Source organism: Terasakiella pusilla DSM 6293 (genome assembly GCF_000688235.1).
Lineage (GTDB): Bacteria > Pseudomonadota > Alphaproteobacteria > Rhodospirillales > Terasakiellaceae > Terasakiella > Terasakiella pusilla.
Genome location: NZ_JHYO01000043.1, coordinates 1 through 19,318 on the forward strand (window position 1 = coordinate 1; position 19,318 = coordinate 19,318).

The window sequence follows — 19,318 nt, forward strand, 5'->3', positions numbered from 1 at the left end:
ATCTCGTCGTTCACGTTAATCACGCCACGCTCAACACGGCCTGTTACGACTGTACCACGACCGGAGATAGAGAACACGTCCTCGATCGGCATCAGGAACGGCAGATCTTTCGCACGTTCCGGCTGCGGGATGTACTCGTCAACAGCAGCCATCAGCTTCAGGATAGATTCCTTACCGATGTTGTCGTCACGACCTTCGAGAGCCGCAAGAGCAGAACCAGCGATTACCGGAATTTCGTCGCCCGGGAATTCGTAAGACTCGAGGAGTTCACGGATTTCCATCTCAACCAGTTCCAGAAGTTCTTCGTCGTCAACTTGGTCAACTTTGTTCATGTAAACAACAAGTGCAGGAACGCCAACCTGACGTGCCAACAGGATGTGCTCACGTGTCTGCGGCATCGGGCCGTCAGCAGCGTTAACAACCAAGATCGCGCCGTCCATTTGCGCCGCACCAGTGATCATGTTTTTAACATAGTCAGCGTGACCCGGGCAATCTACGTGTGCGTAGTGACGTGCTTCTGTTTCGTATTCTACGTGCGCTGTAGAAATCGTGATACCACGTGCTTTTTCTTCAGGCGCTTTGTCGATGTCAGCGTAGTCAGAGAATTTCGCGCCGCCTTGCTCAGCCAATACTTTGGTGATCGCAGCAGTCAGAGTTGTTTTACCGTGGTCAACGTGACCAACTGTACCAATGTTACAGTGCGGTTTATTACGTTCAAACTTTTCCTTAGCCATTTTTCGTCCTTGAAATCTAAGTAAATAGCAAACACAAAAACGACCACGTAAAAAAATTGGAGCGGGTGAAGGGAATCGAACCCTCGTATTCAGCTTGGAAGGCTGCTGCTCTACCATTGAGCTACACCCGCCCTGTTCGCAATTTTCCGCAGCGGTCTCTTGCAATATTTTGCACGATCCATCTTGCAATCTCTAAGTGGTGGAGGGAGCTGGATTCGAACCAGCGTAGGCGTAGCCAGCGGATTTACAGTCCGCCCCTTTTAGCCACTCAGGCATCCCTCCACAAAAGAGATCGCCAATGCATGTGCGTGGTGGAGGGAATATGGAAAAAAGACTGCGCTGTCAACGCCAAAACAATCATTTTTTACGAAAAAAATAAAATGTTTCTTTTCTGACACAGCAAGCCTATGGATTTGTCCAATTCCCGATGATAGGTTAATCCCCATGAGCAAGCAAAATAAAAGACACGATAGCCGCCCTAAAAAAGGCAATTCCTCTCGGCATAAGCCCCAAGACGGAATCGCTAAGCAAGGCCCATCCCGAAAACCCGCCCCCGTAAAATCGACCGAGCGCGCAAAAGGCCCGCCGTGGATTTATGGTCGTCACGCGGTAGTCGCCGCCCTTGCCAACCCGAAACGGAATTGCCATCGCCTCCTCGCCACATCCGAGTTTCTAAAAAACCATGGGCGAGAGCTGGACCAAGCCATACAGAGTGTGGAGCGCAAGCGCCCGGATGCGGAAATCATGGACCGCATGGAGATCGAAGACCTGCTGCAAGGCGGTGTCCATCAAGGGATCGCTTTACAAGCTGATCCCCTGCCCCGCGCCAGCTTGGATGATGCTTTGTCACAAGCGACTGATCAAGACAATGCCTTGTTTGTCGCCCTCGACCAAGCAACTGACCCCCAAAACATTGGGGCTGTCCTACGCTCGGCAGCTGGCTTTGGCGCACTGGGTGTCATTATCCCTGACAAGAACGCGCCGGAAATTACAGGCGCCATGGCAAAGGCCGCTTGCGGTGCCTTGGAACGGATCGCTTTTATTCGTGTGACCAACCTATCGCGCACCATGGAAGACTTAAAAGAGAACGGCTTCTGGAGTGTCGGTCTGGACGGATATGCTGAAACCAATCTGTCTGATATTAATATGACCGGCAAAACATTGTTGGTCATGGGATCGGAAGGAACGGGCCTACGCCGGTTAACAAAAGAAAAATGCGACTTTTTAGCTCGCATCCCGATTTCACAGGCAATTGAGAGCCTGAACCTCTCCAACGCCACCGCTGTCGCCCTCTATGAAATCGCAAGGCAACGCGGCTAAGTCCAAGCTTCTGAACGACTATATCCTCCGATGACAAACGGGGGATATATTTCGAGGGCGAGGTCAAAACACCTGATTTCCCAATCATTTTAACGTTAAATATCAGCACCTTAATCAAAACGATTTAGTTTTTTTCATTTTTCTGTAAAAAACCACTTGCCTATCTGTAGAGTGTGGAGTAACTTCCGCTCGCTTTCCAAGGAAGGCACACTCTATGCCTCTATAGCTCAGTTGGTAGAGCAACTGATTTGTAATCAGTAGGTCCGCGGTTCGAGTCCGTGTGGGGGCACCAGAATTTTAAAGGACTTAGCTTTTGCGAGCTAAGTCCTTTTTCTTTGCACCACAAAGACGGCTGCCCCTTCCAAGCGCGCGACCACCTCCCCGCCCCCATAGATAAATTCCTCTCCTCACCCTTTCGCTGTCAAAGCAGAAAGATGCCACTCTCAATTTCTACTTTTAGTGTTTAGAAATTATTTTTAACAATTTATTGGTTGCAAAACATATAAATTACATGCAAAGGTTTTATTGAAAATTAAATACAACCAATAGGACTTGAGGGCATGTACTATGAATGAAATGCACCAAAGCGTGTTTGATAACCTGATTGGCATCGTGAAGGCCCTAAAATCTCACCCGGATACGGAATTCCAACGTTATTTTGAGGACACAGTTAAATATTCAGATGATGGGGTAATGAAGACCTTTTTCCCACCGGTCCTCAATATGGCCAAGCAGAACTTCAGTCCCAACATTGCCATCGATAACTTCAGTGTCTTTTTGCGTAAATACGCGGAAAACAATACCGTCGCGCTCGAGTTTCAACATGCGCCAGCACCGGAAATCTCCGTCAAATATATCAGCTATCTGGTGTCTACCATGACGTACCACAGCTTCAATCAAACCATAAAATTGCCCTCAGGCACCAACGGATACAACGACCTGATCCTGAAATGGTTTGACGATCATGGTCTAAAGCTGGGGAAGTACTATATCGCCTGCTATTTGTGCCAAAAACTCAGCCTGTCCCTTGTTTCGAACGAACTAAACCTTTTGCTCGGCGACATCGTTAAAAATACAACCACACAAGCTTTCACCAACGGCTTTATGCTTGAGGCTTTTACGTCCGGCACGCCCCTCCCCGTCTACGCTTTACTTGATTTTACCGATTTCCTTGATCCAACAGGCAAATCTGGATCTGAAATTATTAAGGTCTGGCAGCAGAATAGCTATTTTCAAGACCTGAAAGACCCGCGAAGCCATCGCTGGGCTGCCACCATCTCCGGGGCTTTTCAAGAAGGCAGCAGTAACTATGACGCCCTTTTCAATCCGGTCTTGAAGCTCGCCCAACAACAAAACAGTCATGTGAAAACACATTTTGGTGCCGGGACGACCACCACCACCATTTACGGCGAAGATCTGGAAAAGTGGATCGATTCCGCCAACGGCCCGTCTAAATATGGGTTGAAATCCGATAAGTCCGCAAAGAACAGAAGCAGTAGTCACACAAGCCCGCATCACGGGCATTAATCAGCTCCCCAATAAAAACAAAAAAAACGCTGGAACTACGCCTGTTATCACCTTTCCTTCTATCAAAGGACGTTTATATGTATATCCATCTTATGGACGTGCATTCTCCACGCGTATCTGCTGTGGCGAATGGCGTTAACTTTCATCAAATTCACATCGTTGGTGAGAATCTTCTTATCGACGGAACACTCGTTGACTGCGTCATGGAAGATCAACATGTGACCTGGATCCGTTCCCTCGCGGATGGCGACACCGAATATGGCCGCATGACTTTATGGCGCAAAGGTTTAGCCTGCCTCGCCAACGGAATGGTCGAACGCAATGGACAAGTTCACACCTTTACCGCCTCCAGTGGCTGTACCTATCGTATGGAAACAATCGACCAAAACGGCAAAGCGCTTCAGTGGTACAACATAGAAATCGGCTTTAAAGAAGTTAAATCGGCGACCGGGGATGGCAACACCCACATCATTCCATTCTCCCAACTTCTCTACCCTGAAGGCAGCGACCTATTTGAAGATATTAATATGTCAGCAGGTGAACTGGATGACCTTAGCCCCGGTGACGAAGGCTACAGCGATGCACCGGCCTTTTACACCCCCATTCTGGGATTAAAAGAAGGTGAGCTAGTTAATCCTGAAGACGAAAGTGACCCGGCACGCTATCCCCAAAAGCTGAAATGTGACGTCACCTTCCGAACCATCTTTTTAGACTACATCAGCCAAACACGTAAATATGGAACAGCAGAAATCGACTTTTCGCTGGATTACCATGACATTAGCGGCAAAGCGAGTGTCTATGACCCAATGCTGATGCCCGATGATGACCATGAAACCCACACCATCAAAGGCAGCCTGATTGATGCTGCTGACTATAAAGCCACCGTTACACTCGCCCGCACATTGGTTCAGGCACAAAACGGCCGACCACAATCTATAGGCAGCAATATTGTGGCTCTGGCGACCCAGCGCCTGTTCTCTGCCAACAAAAACACCAGCCCGAACTTAACCCTGTCGAACCTATTTACCCTGCCAGCCCCAAACAATGATCAGGTGCAGGAGCGCGCTTTTGACAAGGCGCAACAGTTGATGTTCTACGCCATTGATGATCATGATCTGGCTCTGTTCGGTCGTTCCCGGCCAAGAGTCGGCCCCTATGAAGTGCTGAAAGAAGATGACATTGCGCTTTTGAAAGATGAAAACATCAATGACTTCCTCAAAAACGATTTCTGCACAGGTTATCTAACGGAATCGTACTCGCAAAGTGACATTCAAGAAATCAAAGACGAAATCCAAAAAATTTCCAACCTTGAAGACAAGATGTCCTACTTCTGGTCCGGCAGTGGCGAAACAAGCTTTTCGAACTCCCTTGGGTATAACCTGACCATGACACACATGGTTGATCGGACGTTTATCGACCTGACCCCCGGCCTGAAAGACTATCTAAATGACAACCCCACAAAATGGGCAAAAGATCTCTATGACTATTGCACACAAAAAGAGATCCTGAACGGCTTGGCTCTTACCAATTTCATGGATGGACAAACCCGGATCACGCAATTATCAAACACCCTGCACGCGCTTGATCCACGCGCGCTCCTCCAGACGGAAGATGGCAGAACCATCTCCTTTGCAACAGCCCTGCACGAACAGGTCGTCAACCTGAACCTGAACCAGTTTATCATCAACTTTATGCAGGATGGTGAAATCGAGCTAGAATCGTTCCTGACCGAAAGCTACAAAGCCTTATTCGAAGGTTTAATCAATAATCCCACCTTTATGGGAGAAGCAACAGAAGCCGCACGCGCAGACCTTGAAAAACTGATGAAAGAAATGGGCACCCGAAGCGTCGATAAAATCGTCGCGGATATGAGCGGGACCATCGCCTCCATCACAGTGATTTTGTCTGAACGCACCCCCCTTTCCCTTGAACAACGTTTAGCAAAAATGCAAAAACTCGTTGAAGGGTCAACCTCCAAAAAACTCTTCACCTTGTTTATGGGCGTCATTGGCTATGGCGGGGCGATTTACAGCATCGTCAGAACCTATATGAACTGGGGCGACCTCGACACCTATCGTCGCACGGGTGTGATTCTACAAACCGTTACCGTTACAGCAAGTATTTTTAGCCGAACTTCCCTGTATGCCGCTTCAAAAGCCCTAACGGGAATTGAAGCAAAAGCAACAGAGATGATGAAAGCCGGCATCAAAGTAAACACTGAACTTGAGCGCCAATCCGCCATTAAGTTTTGTAGTAAACTAAGCAAAGAGGCCGACATTAACTTTGAACTTGGCGTCGTCGAACATGGTGCCGCGGCCTCCAGTAAAGACTTACAAAAGTTAAAAAGCCTCAACAAATCGGCAGAACGCTGGCAACGCACCGCCAAAGTGTCTGCCAAGTTTGCACAAGGAGCTATTGTCCTATCCTTGGGTGCAGCCTGTGTCGGCATGGGATTCAAAATCGCCAACGATTTTAAAAACGGCGAGTCGGGTTGGGTAAAAACCATCGACATTCTACAAGAAGTCACGCTTGGCTTTTCCTTTTTAGCGGAGACAGTTATCCTCTTTCGCGGGGCAAGTGTTGCACGGTGCATTCCTTATGCCTCCGCCGTGATGGCGGTCGCCGGATTGATTTTGTGTATTGTCGATCTGTTCATCAAACGCAAAAAACCAAAATCCGAAGCCGAAAAATTCATCGAAAATCGCAGCACGCCTTTTGTTGAAAGCTTGGATATGCCTAAAGACGACTGGCAGGAGCCAAGTCGTGACCTCTATGACAGCCAAGACGATAACAAAGCCGCCCTCGCGGTCTAAGTTCATCTAACGAATTGGGCTTGGCTCTTGCGGTCAAGCCCATTCCATGATCAGCGAGCTGCTGTTTGGATGAACGCCTGAAACAACTTTCGAAAAGTCTTGTGATAAATCAAGGCTTCGGGGTGAAACTGCACCCCCATGAAAAAACGATGTTTCGGGTCTTCCAGCGCCTGCACGATCCCATTATCTTCCACCGCGCTAATAACCAGATCATCTCCGACCTCAGCAATGGCCTGTTTATGCATTGAATTTACACATAAACGATTTTCCCCAATAATCTGATAAAGCAGGCTATTGGAGAAGATCTGAATCGGTTTTCGAAAAAGCAGCTGGGCAAGAAATCGGCTTGGATAGGCGGCATTTTCGTAGACCTTCTCCACATCCATATGCAAGGTGCCGCCGCGCTCCACATTCATCAGCTGCGCCCCGCGACAAATTCCTAAGGTGGGCAGGTCTTCATCCTGCGCTTTTTTCAACCAGGTCAACTCGAGGCGATCGCGCGCTTGATCATAGATATAATCCGGCTTCGGGTCATGGTCGAACAAGGCGGGATATAAGTCAGTGCCCCCACCAATCACCAGCCCGTCCAATCTGTCTTCATATCGGGGGGAAGAGGCAACCAAGCGCACTGGTTCACCGCCACACAGCCTGATTGAAAGGGATATCAGCCAATGCAGGGGCTGTATAAAATGATCACGTGTCGTATATCCGATTCTGGGTTTGATGAAGTCCTCCCAAAGTTTATTGAACTCAAGCTATCTTTTAATCTCCGGCGGCAGCTTGCCATGGCGAATAAGCGAGCCAAGTACGAACAAAACGCCTAATCCGATAAAAGGATCATCGTCGGCGTAATTGATCTTCTCCGCCTCTTCGGCTTCACGCAGCATGTCACGCACGGCCTCGACAGCCTCCCCAAATGAAAGGCTATCACTCAAAGCATCCGCAAACAGGCTTTGCGCCCGATCTAAATCCATATCCTGTAAGGATTGCTTTATCTTGGGCCAATCGTCCTGCAATCTTTCAAAATGGAACTTGTCATCAAATAGAGATTCGATCCGCGCCAGCGTGGATAGACCGGGCAAACTGGTCTTTTTGCCGATCAAGGCTTCACTTTTCCAATCAACCTGCCCATCAACAAACAAACGGTATAGAAGGTACGGAAAATCCACATTCGATTTCACCGAATGATCCAGCCCCGCCCAGAAACGTGCATTTACCTCGATCATCTGCGGGGTGCCTTTTTCATCCCACATAAAGTCAATGCCGGCAACGCCGTGCCATTTTAACGGCTTCATCAGTTTTTCAGCAATCTGGTCAAACGCTTCGCTGTCCACGGTTTCACGCACGACACCGGGGCCGGTTTCCGCCGGGAATTTGCGCAAATTATGATAGACCATGCTGGCCACCAGCTTCCCCTGATCAAACAAGCCGCAAAAACAGTAATCAACGCCTTTCGCCAGGCTTTGGATCAAAATCAGCTGATCGGGAAAGCGGTCTTGTAAATCCGTGAAAGCATCGATCAACGCATCCTTATCGTCGATCTTTGAAATGCCGCGCCCACCCACCTCGTTCGGCGGCTTGATAAAGACGGGAAAATCCATTTCCTCAATATCCGCAGCCAACTCGTCTTGGTTGGCGGGCAGCCATGTTTTAGGACTTTCTACATCAAACTTTTGCGTGGTGCGGGCAAAAGCATCTTTGTGATCCACTTGCTCAATCGCGTCCAAATCGGGGCAGGCAACCGTGATGATCCCGTCAAACCGATCCTTGTATTTGGCAAGGATCTTCGCATCTCGAAACGCAGGGATCAGCAGATAGGGGTGTCCATCTTCCGGCTTGTTCTCTTTCGCAATGGCCAGCAGATCTTCGATATACTGCTCCTCATCCTCTTCCCATGAGGTATAGAGGCATGTTTTCGAGACGCATTTGGAAAAAGACAGCACCGTTAGCGCCACGTCATCACAGCCAATAACATCAATGCCTCGCGAACCTAAAGATTGCGCGATCATCAGGGCAATCAAGCTGCGCCCATAGGTCACAATGACGCGACCATTTTGTTTTTTATCAACCATATACGTAAATATAGTCGCTCCTTTCTCAAAATCTAGGGGGGCTATATTTTCAGGACGGGAAAATTCACTCCTCCATCTAGAATTGATGTTGTGTCGGCATTTACCTTCAGGCACACTGAGTAAAAATCGCACAATTGAGAAGGGATAAATCATGCAATCAAGAACAGACGGACTTTATGCCAAAGGTGTCGGTGACATTGCAGATCAATTGCGCGTAGAATTTTTAGATGAAGTCAAAGAGACACTGGAACGCCTGATCTTTCTGATTACCGAAGTTCGCCATGAGCAACATTCCCTATCAGATCTGGTGAGTGAAATTCAAAAAACCACGCTCACGTTCAAAGGCCAAGCCCATAACTTTGATTTGCCCGCCCTTGCGACTGTCGCCTTGCGGGCAGAAGACTATCTTGCCAACGTCAAACACTATCCACCACGCACACTGGACGATCTACAGACCTTTGTTGAAACCATGGTGGATATAGCAGACAAGCCCTATGATGAAGACCGCGAAATTTCCAAACTGGTGCGGAATCTACCTGCAAAAGTCCGTTTGGATGAAACCATTCTCGATGTCCGTAATGTTGAAGTCTTACTGGTCATGCACCACGGGGCAGCGACCCATTTTGTCGAACGCGAAATGCAGGAATGTGGCTATCGCATTTCCACCTGCACCTCGACGCTTGATGCCCTGCCCCTGATCATTCGCACCAAACCGGACTTGGTGATTATCTCAGCAATGATGCCTGAATTGTCCGGGATTGATCTGGCATCCGGCCTTGCTGAAATGCCCGCAACCCGCAACATTCCAACGGCCCTGATCACCAGCCTGCCCGCAGATGATCCCTATTTGCAGCTTCTGAATAAGCGCGTTCCCATCATACATAAAAACGCCTCATTCGGCGATGATCTGGCAGATGCACTGAGCAAACTTTTCCTGATTTAGTTCGATCTCCCCCGTATGGGGCAGGACACCTTGTAATAGAGAGAATAAACTCCAACCTAATATCCTAGTATCTCTCTAAAAAATGTGTTTTCACCACGAGGGTCCCGGAATGCCGCAAACCATCAGTTACCGCTTTTTCGCACCAAAAGAAGACAAAGTTCAGATTGACCTGAATTTTGATGATCGAACTTACAAACTCCAAGTTGATGAGACTGCGGACAAACCGGATTGGGCCAAACTCTCCCGCAACAAATGCTCCAACTGTCCTTTAGGGGATGATGTGGAATGGTGTCCTGCCGCCGTTGGCGTCGCTCAATTCCTCCCCGCCTTCAAAGCAAAATTCTCCTACGAAAAAACAATCGTCGAAGTCGAGACACCAACCCGCACCGTCGTGACCAAAGCCACCTTCCAGACAGGGATAGCCTCCCTTCTCGGACTGACCTGCGCCACATCGGGCTGTCCCCACACCAAGTTCCTGCGTCCCCTCGCGCGCTTTCACCTCCCCTTCGCGACCGAGCAGGAAACCGTTTTCCGTTCGCTCTCTGCTTACTTGTTGATGCAATATAAAAAGAACCACGATAACGGGGAGCAAAAACCCCCGACCTTCGATGATCTGAATGAGGCTTATGCAACCCTCTCCATCGTCAACAGTTTCCTTGCAGAACGGCTGCGCGATGCTGTTGAACACGACGCAGCCCTGAATGCCGTCATGATCCTTGATGGCTTTGCGCTGATCACGCCCGAAAACACAGATGGATCCTTCCTAGATCTGGAAGATGTGTTTCTCGTCGAATAGTTTCTTGGTTTTTTAGTAAAAAACGCAACGATTTATTAAGAATAGAGCGTCAAAATCTGAATAGAATTGCTCTAATTGTCTATTGAACGGGCGTTTATCCAGCTTATGACCTCAGAACAAGAAACAGAACTCTATCGCGCGCACACCGAGATTCGGCATTTAAAAAACACCATCTCTGCCCTGCGTGACGAACTAGACGCCCAGACCGCCAGCAAAGCGGATGCGATCCAGCAAGCCGTGGCGCAAGCTCATCTGGATCAGGTGCAGCTACAAGAGACCGCGCGCGCCTTACGCGACGAACTGGAAAATATGCGTCGACAAATGGATGATGCAGTACAGGCCGCCAAAGCCGAAGCGCACGGCGAAATCGTTCAACTGACCAACACAGCACAAGCGTTACGCGACGAGCTGGAAAATATGCGCACCACAAAAGACGCAGAAATCCAGCACACCCTCGCAGAAGGCAAACAGGAAGCCAACATCCTGATTAAAACAGCCCAAGCCCTGCGTGATGAACTGGAATCCCTCAAATCCGATAAAGATGCCACCGTCCAGCGCACAAAAGCTGACGGACATGGAGAATCTTTGCAACTTCAACGCACAATCGGTTCCTTACGGGATGAAATGGAACTGATGAAACATCGCTATGAAGAAAACAAACAAGAGCTGGAACGCAACTTCCGCGATGAAAACCAGCAATTACGTGATACGATCTCTACATTGAGGGAAGCCTTGGAGGCACAACATGCCGGAAAGTAATTCCGCTGCGAAAAAAGAAGTCAAAAATCTGGTGACGGCAAATACGGCAGAACTTGTCTTACAAGTATCTCACGATGTTGCCCGCGCAGACAGTCTGGACGAACAGCTCCGCATCGTCATGGAAGCTGTGACGAAAGCCACCGGCTCAGATCGTGGTACGCTTTTCCTCAACGACTCGGCGACTAACGAACTGTATTCCCGCATTGCCCTTGGCGATGTAAAACGCGAAATCCGTATTCTCAATAACTCCGGGATCGCCGGCACCGTCTATCAATCCGGTGTCGGAGAGATTATCGAGGATGCCTATAACGATAAACGCTTCAACCATAGTGTTGACCAAGCAACCGGATATACCACGCGCAACATCCTCTGTGCCCCTGTCCGTACAGTCAAAGGGGATATCCTTGGCGTTGCTCAGACCCTGAACAAACAAGATGGCAAGGAATTCACTCAAGAAGACCTGTCCATCATGCAGGCCATCACCACACAGGCCTCCATCGCTTTGCAGGGGACACTGTTTATTGAACGTATGGAAAAACTGCGCCAGCAGGAGGCCGAGTTCCTCAACGTCGTCTCCGATGTATCATCGGAGATTAACCTCGGCCCGCTGTTGCAAATGATCATGACCGCCATCACCAAGATGTTGCAGGCAGATCGCTCCACCCTGTTTATCAATGACGAAAAAACCAACGAGCTTTATACACAGATCGGGCAAGGCCTGGGCGCAACCAACATTCGCCTGCCCAACCATCTGGGGATTGCCGGTGCCGTCTTTACGTCTGGCAAAACCATCAACATTCCCTACGCCTATGCTGATCTGCGCTTTAATCCGGCTTTTGATAAACAGACAGGCTATTTCACCCGATCGATCTTGTCCTGTCCGGTTTTGAACAAAGATGGCAAAGTCATTGGCGTGACACAGGTTCTCAACAAAAAGGGCGGTCCCTTTAACGAAGAAGATGAACAACGCCTGACCGCCTTCACCTCCCAGATCGCCATCGGACTGGAAAACGCCCAACTGTTTGCCGATGTGCAACAGATGAAAAACTATAACGAAAGCATGCTGGAAAGTATGAGTAACGCCGTTGTGACCTTTGATGAAGAAGGTACCATCGTTACCTGCAATGCCTCTGGTTTACGGATTCTGCAAACCAAGGCTGACCAGATCATCGGGCAAAAAGATGTTGAGTTTTTCACTGACGAAAATGCCTTTGTGGTGGAACGTCTACAAACCGTGCGCGATGAAAATGAGCCGGATATTTTTCTCGATGCCGTCCTCACCATCGGGGACAATAACGACCAGACGTCCGTAAACATCACGACGTTGCCGCTCTTGGATAAAGACTCCAAGGCCATCGGGACCATGATTATGATGGAAGATATCAGTTCTGAAAAACGCATGAAATCCACCATGTCCCGTTACATGGACCCCGGCCTTGCCGATAAACTTATGGGCGGCGGGGAAGAATTGTTGGGCGGTCAAAGCAGCGTTGCAACCGTGCTCTTTTCCGATGTGCGCAGCTTTACCACTTTGTCGGAAGAACTGGGCGCACAAGGGATCGTCAGCCTGCTGAATGAATATTTCACCATCATGGTTGACTGCCTGAACGAAGAAGAAGGCATGCTGGATAAATTTATCGGTGATGCCATCATGGCGATTTTCGGCACGCCCTTCCCGCATGACGATGACCCGGACCGCGGCGTGCGCTGCGCCATTGATATGATGAACAAACTGCGCGAGTTTAACGCAGATCGTAAAGCCCGTGGCCTGATGGAAATCGATATCGGGATTGGTTTGAACACAGACACGGTTGTTTCCGGTAACATCGGATCGCCTAAACGGATGGACTACACGGTCATTGGCGATGGGGTGAACCTCGCCGCCCGTCTGGAAAGTGGCACAAAACAATATGGCGCCCATATCCTCATTTCTGAATTTACCTTTAAGGCGCTTAAAGGCACCTATCGTTATCGCGCCATGGATCATGTGGTCGTCAAAGGAAAAACAGAACCTGTCGCTATTTACGAACTGTTAGATTACCACACCGAAGACACCTTCCCCAACATGGTCGAAGCCCTTGATTACTTTAGAAGCGGCATGGAATGTTACCGCAAGGGGGCATGGGATGACGCCATTGCCAAATTTGGAACGGTCCTGACACTCAATCCCAAAGATAAGGCCTCCGAAATCTATATCGAGCGTTGTCAGCACCTAAAAGAAAATATGAAGCCTGAAGATTGGGATGGCATCTGGGTGATGACCTCTAAATAACCCGCCCCCAACCACGTTGCCCCATTCTTGTCTCTTTTCTTTGATTAGATGACAACACTGTCATATAAGGGAGGCCGTATGCCCAAAAGATTTTTAATCGCCTTGTGCGCCAGCCTGATGTTAAGCGTCACCGCACAAGCTGCCGATTTTTCGATTCTCAAAGACAATATCAAGAAATATCGAGCCCTTAAAAACACCCCTGAAGCGCCACTGGTCGAATTCACCAATGCTGCAGGTGAAACAGTGACCCTTGATGACTTTAAAGGGAAAACCATCCTGTTAAACCTTTGGGCCACATGGTGCCCGCCCTGTATCAAGGAAATGCCGGAACTTAATGAGTTAGCAGGTGAATTCAAGGATCAGGACTTTATCGTGCTGGCCATTGCCACCGGACGTCAGGGCCGGGAAACACCGGATGACTTCCTTAAAAACCGCGGCCTTAACGATATCCAATCTTACCTCGACCCCAAGCAGAAGTTTTTAACCGCCTTGGATATCAATACCCTGCCCGTCTCTTTTTTCATTGCGCCGGATGGGACCATGCAGGGCGGCATCATCGGGATTACCAAATGGACCACACCAGAGGCAAAGGCCGCTTTAACGGAACTGTTGAAAAAGTAAACTCGACCTAACAGGCACCCCGTGAAAACGGGTATGTTTCAAGTCAAATAGCGACTACTACAGATTCACAGGTCATTATCCTTGCCAGATGCCCGATAGAAAGTTGTAAATATCCTGATTATTATTGATGGCTTCTTCAATCGCTGCCTTATTGGGAACTTCATCTTGAACATAGAAGCTATCATCGACGTTACGGGCAAAGCTTAGTGATTTGGCTTGGGAGATATCAATGCCTTCATCTTGCAGCATTTCAGAAATTTTCAAAACCGTGAATTGTGAATTGGTCGTCCCTTCGTATTCATCCAAGCTTGCATCTGTGATATTTTCCAATAAATTATACGCAAAGTTATCCAAATCCCCTTGGGCGGGACGCATCATCCCTTCAAATTGTGCAATTTCGTCGTCGCTGGCAATATGGCGGAAAATCATTTCAGCTTGGGATTTCGCCTCACCTTCACCAAAGTTATACTCAACGCCTTTCGGGCGTTTAAAGAAATGAGTGTAATAACTTCCATTTTCTTTACTGGCATTTATTGATAAATCTTTTGCAGCTTGTTTCCATTCTTCTTCATGCGTGGCGGCATATTCTTCCAGAAACCCAACGGATTCCAGATTATATTTATGAATGGGGTTATTATCCAGTACAGTTGGATTCATGGTGAATTCGTATTTAACCTGGCTAAGGTGTTTCCCACCCATGCCTATAGTATGCAGACGGTTTACACCTTTATGATTGCCACCTCTTTGATGATATTGATCAATGATTGATTGTGCGGACATGTTATCAGGAACATATTGGCTTGCTTGATTAAAAGTGTCGGGGTTAACCAGAGAAAAACCGTTGAAAATTGTTGGGGCACCTTGATCAATTCCTCTAACAATTGTTTGGCTTTTATGTATTTCTGTTACGAGTGCCTTATATTGACTGGCTCCGTCACTTGCAGAAATATCCCTGTTTTTTAATTGCTCATACATATTTCTGTACTCTGTTAATGTCGAGCGATCTACAATTTCCACTTATCCATCTCCTTTTTGATCTTAACACAACCTTTAATAATGCAATACATGTGCCAGAACTAAATGGCTAATTTTCAGCTTTTACATGTTCTTAATGAGTGAGAATTGCCGAGTTGTTTAAAATAGCTTAGAAAAGCGGGTACTTATTGCCTACAGCTAAAAATAGAAAATGGGCGCTTGTTTCCAAGCGCCCATCAAACTACTGACAAAGGTCGCGCCCAACTTATCGCGCAGAAGAATAACCGATCGCTTGCAACGCTTCATCGATCTCCGGCAGAATGGTCGGATCATCGATGGTTGCTGGAGTCTTATATTCCTTGCAATCCGCAATCGCCTGCATGGTGCCGCGCAGGATTTTACCGGAACGCGTTTTGGGCAAACGTTCCACGACAACGCATTTTTTGAAGGCGGCAACCGCGCCGATCTTATCACGCACCATCTTGACAACTTCTGCCACGATCTCGTCATGGGACTTGGTGACACCTGCTTTCAGGACCACAAAACCAACCGGATTTTGGCCTTTCAGCTTATCATCAGCACCGATCACCGCACATTCAGCCACATCTGGGTGCGCGGACAGGACTTCTTCCATCCCGCCGGTGGACAGGCGGTGGCCTGCCACGTTGATGATATCGTCCGTACGCGCCATGATCGACACATAACCATCTTCATCAATGATCCCCGCGTCCGCTGTTGCGTAATACCCCGGAAACTCTTCCAGATATTTGGACTTATAAAGATCATCCTTTTCCCAAAGGGTCGGCAGTGTCCCCGGTGGCAACGGCAGCTTACAAACGATCGCACCAATCGTGTTTGGCCCCACCGGATGACCCGCATCATCCAAGACCTGCACATCCCAACCCGGCATCGGCTTGGTGGGGGATCCCGGTTTGACGGGGAATTCGTGCAGGCCCAACGGGTTCGCACAAATCGCCCAGCCTGTTTCCGTCTGCCACCAGTGGTCAACCACCGGCTTTTGCAAGATTTCCTGCGCCCAGTTCAGCGTATCAGGGTCCGTACGTTCCCCTGCAAGGTAAAGTGCTTTCAAACAAGACGTGTCATACTTTTTCAGGAACTCCGCGTTCGGATCGTCGCGCTTGATGGCACGGAAAGCTGTCGGGGCTGTAAACAGGGCACGCACGTTATATTCTTCGATAACGCGCCAGAACACGCCCGCATCCGGTGTCCCCACCGGCTTGCCTTCAAACATAATGGTCGTACAGCCGTTCAACAGCGGCCCATAGACGATATAAGAATGACCGACAACCCAGCCCACATCAGACGCGGCCCAGAAGACATCGCCCGGATCCATATTATAAAGCGCCTTCATGCTGTACTTAAGCGCAACCATATGACCGCCGTTATCACGCACAACGCCTTTCGGCTGCCCTGTCGTGCCGGAGGTATAGAGAACATACAGCGGGTCTGTTGCTTTGACAGACACACAAGCTGCAGGTTCTGCTTTTGCCACCTCTGTCGCGTAATCGAAGTCATAACCGTCTTTCATCTCGGCTTCGGCTTCTTCACGCGCCACGATGATGGTTGCAACCGGCTTGTGCTCAGATAATTCAATCGCACCGTCAAGCAACGGCTTATAGGCGATTACGCGACCGGGTTCGATCCCGCAAGATGCTGAGATAATGACTTTCGGCTTGGCATCATTGATACGCACCGCCAGTTCGTTTGAGGCAAAACCACCAAACACGACCGAGTGGATCGCCCCCAAACGCGCAACCGCCAACATCGCAACGGCAGCTTCAAGGATCATCGGCATGTAAATAACAACACGATCGCCTTTTTCCACGCCACGCGCTTTCAGTACACCCGCCAATCGGGAGACCTGATCTTGCAGTTCGGAATACGTCGTTTTGCTTTTGCGCCCCGTAATCGGGCTATCATAAATGATGGCAACCTGATCGCCGCGACCTTCTTCAACCTGACGGTCAACAGCGTTATAGCACGTGTTACATTCTGCACCGCTAAACCAGCGATAAAGGGGTGCATTGGTGTCATCCAGCACCTTGTCCCACGTCTTGTCCCATTTGATTTCTTCTGCCGCTTTGGCCCAGAAACCTTCCGGGTTTTCCATAGATTCTTTGTACTCTACATCATACCGATTGGTCATAACGTCCCCTAATTCCAAGCGATTTTCCCAAATGACGTTTGAAAGAACTCCCTATCCCTCAAACCAGAGGTCGAAGCATGCCCTAAAACGTGTAAAAAATAAAGCGTTAATTTGGTATTGTTTTACCGAATTAAAAGGACTAAGTCATATATGGGCCTAAAATACGCAGGATTATTTCAATTTCGTGACCCTATACCTAATAACTTTTATGCATATAAGTATATTTTGGTATTCCGAGGTCAGACGTATACTGCTATGAAGTTAACAACCAAGACTTACAAACGGGACTAGGAAACCATGGAAAACATCTACGACATTCATCTTGATAAGAATGAAGCCAACTACGAACCACTCTCACCGCTGTCCTTTATCAAACGCACGGCAATGGTGTATCCGGATCGTCCGTCTGTCATCCATGGGGACAAAACTTTCACTTGGAAAGAAACTTATGAACGTTCCGTTCGTCTCGCCTCTGCCCTGACTAAAGCCGGTATCAAAAAAGGTGATACAGTTGCGGTCATGGGCAACAACACACCTGAAACATATGAGGCCCATTTTGGGGTGCCCATGTGCGGTGCAGTCCTTAACACGCTCAACATCCGTCTGGATGCAGAAGCCATCGCCTTTATCCTGCAACATGGTGAAGCGAAGATCGTCTTTACGGATCGTGAATTTTCAGACACCACAAAACGCGCGATTGCCCGCCTGGAACGCAAACCCCTGATCATCGACATTGATGACCCTTATGCCATCGGCGGGGAACTCATCGGTATGGAAGATTACGAGTCCTTTATTGCCAAAGGCGACGCTGACTTTGAATGGGAAGGTCCGGCCGATGAATGGGATGCCATTTCCCTGAACTACACATCCGGGACAACCGGCAACCCGAAAGGGGTTGTCTACCATCACCGTGGCGCGTACCTGAACGCCATCGGCAACGCGCTTGACTGGAACATGAAACAGCATCCGGTTTACTTGTGGACACTGCCCATGTTCCATTGCAACGGCTGGTGCTTCCCGTGGACGCTGGCTGCCAAGGCAGGCACAAACATCTGCCTGCGCCGTGTCAACGCCAAAAACATCTATGAAGCCATTGCCGACCATAAAGTCACTAACTTCTGCGGTGCGCCCATCGTTCTGTCCTTCGTGATCAACGCAACGGAAGAAGAAAAGAAACCATTTGACCATAAATGCGACATCATGACCGCCGCCGCCCCGCCACCGGCCTCTGTTTTAAAAGCCATTCAGGACGAAGGTTTTGATGTGACCCACGCCTATGGCCTGACGGAAACCTATGGTCCGGCTGTGTTCTGCGCCTGGAAAGAAGAATGGAACGAGCTGCCAATCGAACGCCAAGCCTATCAGAAGTCCCGCCAAGGTGTGCGCTACACCCTTGAAGAAGGCCTGATGATTGCCGACTCCGAAACCACCATTGAAAAGCCGTGGGACGGGGAAAGCATGGGTGAAGTGTGCTTCCGTGGCAATATCGTCATGAAAGGCTATCTCAAAAACCCGACAGCGACCGACGAAGCCTTTAAAGGCGGTTGGTTCCATTCCGGTGACTTAGGCGTTAAGCACCCTGACGGCTACATCCAGTTGAAAGACCGTTCCAAAGACATCATCATTTCCGGCGGAGAGAACATCTCCTCCATCGAAGTGGAAGATACGCTTTATCGTCACCCGGATGTTGCGGCTGTTGCCGTTGTTGCCAAACCGGACGAAAAATGGGGCGAAACCCCTGCGGCCTTTATCGAACTCAACCCCGGTGCCGGCAACGTCACAGAAGAAGACCTGATCAAACATTGCCGCGACAATCTTGCGCACTTTAAGTGCCCGCGCACGATCATCTTCCAGGAACTGCCGAAAACATCAACGGGCAAAATCCAGAAGTTTGTTCTACGTGATGCCCTGAAAAAAGAAGCCGGATTACTCTAACCCGTGTGAGCATACCCATTAAAAAACGCCCCGATCTTCATCGGGGCGTTTCAGATTGCTGACAAAGGTCTCGCCTTGGCGAGGCCTTTGTGATTCAATGAGGAATGCTTAAAAAACGCGGTCCTCAACAAACGGAACTTGAGATGGTCAGTCTGGATAGTCTGGTTCCGTCCAACCATCTTTTGCGCAAAATTGATGCGCATATTGATTTCAGTTTCATTCACGACAAAGTGGCGCCTTTATATTGCGCCGATAATGGTCGACCTCCGCTTGATCCGACTATGTTGTTTAAGGCTTTACTGGTCGGTTATCTCTTTGGCATTCGCTCCGAGCGTCAGTTGGTGCGCGAGATTGAGGTCAATGTGGCCTATCGCTGGTTTCTGG

General features: G+C 48.9%; 15 protein-coding genes and 3 tRNA genes. 11 read left to right on the forward strand and 7 right to left on the reverse strand.

Annotated features, from left to right (window positions below):
- The 3 genes from Q397_RS0118815 to Q397_RS0118825 form a co-directional block, all read right to left on the reverse strand.
- A partial coding sequence (locus Q397_RS0118815) for an elongation factor Tu (RefSeq protein WP_028880728.1) occupies positions 1 to 734 on the reverse strand: 734 nt, incomplete at its 3' end.
- A gap of 57 nt (positions 735 to 791) precedes the next feature.
- Positions 792 to 865, reverse strand: a tRNA-Gly gene (locus Q397_RS0118820).
- Between the two features lie 66 nt (positions 866 to 931).
- A tRNA-Tyr gene (locus Q397_RS0118825) sits at positions 932 to 1,016 on the reverse strand.
- A gap of 162 nt (positions 1,017 to 1,178) precedes the next feature.
- Between Q397_RS0118825 and rlmB the strand changes: the two genes are divergently transcribed.
- The 4 genes from rlmB to Q397_RS0118845 all read left to right on the forward strand — a co-directional run bounded on the left by rlmB (position 1,179) and on the right by Q397_RS0118845 (position 6,394).
- Positions 1,179 to 2,054, forward strand: coding sequence for a 23S rRNA (guanosine(2251)-2'-O)-methyltransferase RlmB (rlmB, locus tag Q397_RS0118830; protein WP_051610349.1), 876 nt, complete (start codon positions 1,179 to 1,181; stop codon positions 2,052 to 2,054).
- Positions 2,055 to 2,270: 216 nt separating this feature from the next.
- Positions 2,271 to 2,346 (forward strand) — tRNA-Thr (locus Q397_RS0118835).
- Between the two features lie 275 nt (positions 2,347 to 2,621).
- Positions 2,622 to 3,581 (forward strand): hypothetical protein, encoded by a 960-nt coding sequence (locus Q397_RS0118840; RefSeq protein ID WP_028880730.1) that lies wholly within the window; start codon positions 2,622 to 2,624, stop codon positions 3,579 to 3,581.
- 77 nt (positions 3,582 to 3,658) lie between these two features.
- A complete protein-coding gene (locus tag Q397_RS0118845; protein WP_028880731.1) occupies positions 3,659 to 6,394 on the forward strand; it encodes a hypothetical protein in 2,736 nt (911 codons plus the stop codon).
- Positions 6,395 to 6,444: 50 nt separating this feature from the next.
- Here Q397_RS0118845 and Q397_RS23405 read toward each other — a convergent pair whose 3' ends face one another.
- Both Q397_RS23405 and Q397_RS0118855 read right to left on the reverse strand, forming a co-directional pair.
- Positions 6,445 to 7,023, reverse strand: coding sequence for a gamma-glutamyl-gamma-aminobutyrate hydrolase family protein (locus tag Q397_RS23405; RefSeq protein WP_051610351.1), 579 nt, complete (start codon positions 7,021 to 7,023; stop codon positions 6,445 to 6,447).
- A gap of 126 nt (positions 7,024 to 7,149) precedes the next feature.
- Positions 7,150 to 8,466 (reverse strand): carboxylate--amine ligase, encoded by a 1,317-nt coding sequence (locus Q397_RS0118855; RefSeq protein ID WP_028880732.1) that lies wholly within the window; start codon positions 8,464 to 8,466, stop codon positions 7,150 to 7,152.
- Positions 8,467 to 8,617: 151 nt separating this feature from the next.
- Here Q397_RS0118855 and Q397_RS0118860 point away from each other — a divergent pair, with 151 nt between their 5' ends.
- The 5 genes from Q397_RS0118860 to Q397_RS23410 all read left to right on the forward strand — a co-directional run bounded on the left by Q397_RS0118860 (position 8,618) and on the right by Q397_RS23410 (position 13,857).
- Positions 8,618 to 9,409, forward strand: a complete 792-nt coding sequence (locus Q397_RS0118860; protein WP_028880733.1) for a response regulator — start codon at positions 8,618 to 8,620, stop codon at positions 9,407 to 9,409.
- A 109-nt stretch (positions 9,410 to 9,518) separates the two neighbouring features.
- Positions 9,519 to 10,205, forward strand: a complete 687-nt coding sequence (locus Q397_RS0118865; RefSeq protein ID WP_240475103.1) for a DUF6901 family protein — start codon at positions 9,519 to 9,521, stop codon at positions 10,203 to 10,205.
- Positions 10,206 to 10,310: 105 nt separating this feature from the next.
- A complete protein-coding gene (locus Q397_RS0118870) occupies positions 10,311 to 10,964 on the forward strand; it encodes a coiled-coil domain-containing protein (protein ID WP_028880735.1) in 654 nt (217 codons plus the stop codon).
- Positions 10,951 to 13,236, forward strand: a complete 2,286-nt coding sequence (locus tag Q397_RS0118875) for a GAF domain-containing protein (protein WP_028880736.1) — start codon at positions 10,951 to 10,953, stop codon at positions 13,234 to 13,236. Before Q397_RS0118870 ends, Q397_RS0118875 begins: the two co-directional genes overlap by 14 nt.
- Positions 13,237 to 13,314: 78 nt before the next feature.
- Complete coding sequence (locus Q397_RS23410; protein ID WP_038014835.1) at positions 13,315 to 13,857, forward strand: TlpA disulfide reductase family protein; 543 nt, start codon at positions 13,315 to 13,317, stop codon at positions 13,855 to 13,857.
- Between the two features lie 75 nt (positions 13,858 to 13,932).
- Here Q397_RS23410 and Q397_RS0118885 read toward each other — a convergent pair whose 3' ends face one another.
- Positions 13,933 to 14,874, reverse strand: a complete 942-nt coding sequence (locus Q397_RS0118885) for a hypothetical protein (protein ID WP_156950799.1) — start codon at positions 14,872 to 14,874, stop codon at positions 13,933 to 13,935.
- Between the two features lie 223 nt (positions 14,875 to 15,097).
- The gene (locus tag Q397_RS0118890; RefSeq protein ID WP_028880738.1) at positions 15,098 to 16,999 is read right to left on the reverse strand and encodes a propionyl-CoA synthetase; all 1,902 of its coding nucleotides are present in this window, start codon (positions 16,997 to 16,999) and stop codon (positions 15,098 to 15,100) included.
- A 297-nt stretch (positions 17,000 to 17,296) separates the two neighbouring features.
- Between Q397_RS0118890 and Q397_RS0118900 the strand changes: the two genes are divergently transcribed.
- Positions 17,297 to 18,934 carry an acyl-CoA synthetase gene (locus tag Q397_RS0118900; RefSeq protein ID WP_028880739.1) on the forward strand — a complete coding sequence of 546 codons (1,638 nt, stop codon included), beginning with the start codon at positions 17,297 to 17,299 and terminating at the stop codon, positions 18,932 to 18,934.
- Positions 18,935 to 19,038: 104 nt separating this feature from the next.
- On the forward strand, positions 19,039 to 19,318 hold a 280-nt coding region (locus Q397_RS0118905; protein ID WP_028880740.1), incomplete at its 3' end, for a transposase.